Origin of the sequence: Brevundimonas sp., assembly GCF_032107865.1 — a bacterium.
GTDB lineage: Bacteria > Pseudomonadota > Alphaproteobacteria > Caulobacterales > Caulobacteraceae > Brevundimonas.
In genome coordinates this window covers 1-2,154 of the sequence record NZ_DAMCNG010000139.1, presented here as the reverse complement: position 1 = coordinate 2,154, position 2,154 = coordinate 1, and the positions used below count along the sequence as shown (strand labels likewise).

Genomic DNA, 2,154 nt, shown 5'->3' with positions numbered 1-2,154 from the left:
AGCGGTGCAAGCGGCGGTCGCCGCCTATTTCGACGGCGACCTGACGGCGTTGGACGACCTCGCCGTGAAGACGGGCGGCACGGACTTCCAGCGCGCGGTCTGGGCGGCGCTGCGGACCATTCCGGCGGGCCGGACCTGGAGCTACGGCCAACTCGCCCACGCCATCGGCAAGCCCGCCGCCGTGCGCGCCGTGGGTCTGGCCAACGGCGCCAATCCGATCGGCGTCATCGTGCCCTGCCACCGCGTCGTCGGCGCCAATGGAACCCTGACCGGCTATGCGGGCGGGCTGGAGCGCAAGCGGTGGCTTCTGGCGCACGAAGCGTCGCAGGAGGGAACGGTGCAAGGGGCGTTTGCGCTAGACTGACAGCGCCCTCCCTTTCGGCGCTCATTTCGGGAGTCTGATGATGAACCTGCCCAACGGGGCCCTGGTCGCCGTCGCCGACGGCGAGAAGCTGAGCCTGTTCCGCAACACCGGCCATAACCTCGACATCCAGCTCAAGCCGATGGCGACGCCCGATATCCCCGAACGCCTGTCCGGCGCGCCGGGCCGCCGTTCCAGCGACGCCAACCCCGACAACGACACCCAGGCCGAGGACGGCTTCGCCATGGGCGTGGCCGAGGCGCTGAACCACATGGCGCTGACCAACAAGATCGAGGCCCTGGCCGTGGTCGCCGCGCCCAAGACCCTGGGCCAGCTTCGCAAGCATTGGCACAAGGCGCTGGAGGAACGTCTGGTCGGCGAGATCGCCAAGGATCTGACGGCGCGTCCGGTCGAAGAGATCGCCGAGGCGATCAGTCGGGCGTAGGAACCGCGCGGCGTTGACATCGGCCAGCGGGGCTTCTCTGGTTCCAGCCATGACGACGCCGCGGCGCAAGGCCCTGATCGATTCCCTCTGGTATGTGATCCCGCTGGCGGTCGGCGTCCTGCTGAACGCCGTGGTGAGGCCGGTCATGGCGGAGCGTCTCGGCGGCGAGATGATCCGCAGAGGCGCCAGCGTCAGAGGCCCGGATATATGGTGGACGTTCGACGCTGCCACCCGCGCTGAGCATCCCTGGCAGACCGGCTTTCTGGAGATGTCGCACGGGGCGGTGGCCTTCGTGACCCTGGCGGTGATCGCCGTCCTGTTCGTTTGGCGCTGTTTCGCTCGGCCGCGAGGCTAGGTCGCGCCGTCCAGGAACAGGCGGCAGGCCGGGTTGTCCGTCTCGTCGACGTAAGGGTAGCCCAGCTCATCCAGTGCAACCGTCAGGGCCGCCGCCTGGTCCGGCGGGACGCTGACGCCCGCCAGCACCCGGCCCGCGTCGTCGCCGTGGTTGCGATAGTGGAACAGGGTCAGCGCCCAGGCGGGCTGAAGGCTGTTGAGGAAGCGCAGGAAGGCGCCCGGCCGCTCGGGGAACTCGAAGCGCAGAAGCCGCTCGTGCGGCAGGCCGATGGTGCGCCCGCCGACCATGTGGCGGACGTGCAGCTTGGCGGTTTCATTCTCGCTCATATCCACCACGCGGTAGCCGTCGGCAGTCAGGCGTTTCAGCAGGCTTTCGCGCTCGGCGGCGCCGTCGCGTAGAGCCACCCCGACGAAGATCTGGGCCGTGCCGTCGCCGGACCAGCGGTAGTTGAATCCCGTGATGGAACGGCCGTCGAGACTTTGCAGGAAGCGGTGATAGTCGTCGCGCCGGTCGGGCATGGCGACGGCGAACAGAGCCTCGGCGCCCTCACCGATCTCGGCCCGCTCGGCGACGTGGCGCAGGCGGTCGAAGTTGACGTTGGCGCCCGAGTTGATGGCGACCAGCGCGCCTGATCCCGGATTGCGCGCGGCCCACGTTTTCATCCCGGCCAGGGCCACGGCGCCCGACGGCTCGGCCACGGCGCGCACGTCGTCGAAGATGTCCTTGACCGCGGCGCAGATGGCGTCCGTGTCCACCAGCACGATCTCGTCCAGCAGGTCGCGGCACAGGCGGAAGGTCTCGTCGCCCGCACGGCGCACCGCCACCCCGTCGGCGAACAGGCCGACCTGATCCAGATCGACGACGCGCCCGGCGTCGATGGCGCTCTTCATCGTCGGCGCCTCGGCGGGCTCGACGCCGATCAGCCGCGTCTCGGGCCGCAGAAAGCGGATGATGGCCGCCACCCCCGCCGCCCGCCCGCCGCCGCCGATGGGG

At 69.9% G+C, this 2,154-nt stretch carries 4 protein-coding genes; 3 read left to right on the top strand and 1 reads right to left on the bottom strand.

Going from position 1 to position 2,154, the window contains the following annotated elements:
• The 3 genes from RT567_RS11540 to RT567_RS11530 form a co-directional block, all read left to right on the top strand.
• Positions 1 to 364: methylated-DNA--[protein]-cysteine S-methyltransferase (locus tag RT567_RS11540; protein WP_313576496.1), on the top strand; the 364-nt coding region annotated here is incomplete at its 5' end.
• A 40-nt stretch (positions 365 to 404) separates the two neighbouring features.
• Positions 405 to 806, top strand: a complete 402-nt coding sequence (locus RT567_RS11535; RefSeq protein ID WP_313576495.1) for a host attachment protein — start codon at positions 405 to 407, stop codon at positions 804 to 806.
• 49 nt (positions 807 to 855) lie between these two features.
• Complete coding sequence (locus RT567_RS11530; RefSeq protein WP_313576494.1) at positions 856 to 1,161, top strand: hypothetical protein; 306 nt, start codon at positions 856 to 858, stop codon at positions 1,159 to 1,161.
• On the opposite strand, the gene ilvA is transcribed toward RT567_RS11530, so the two are convergent.
• Positions 1,158 to 2,154 (bottom strand): threonine ammonia-lyase, biosynthetic (ilvA, locus tag RT567_RS11525; RefSeq protein WP_313576493.1); only part of this gene is annotated, 997 nt, incomplete at its 5' end. The two genes, RT567_RS11530 and ilvA, sit on opposite strands and share 4 nt — an antisense overlap.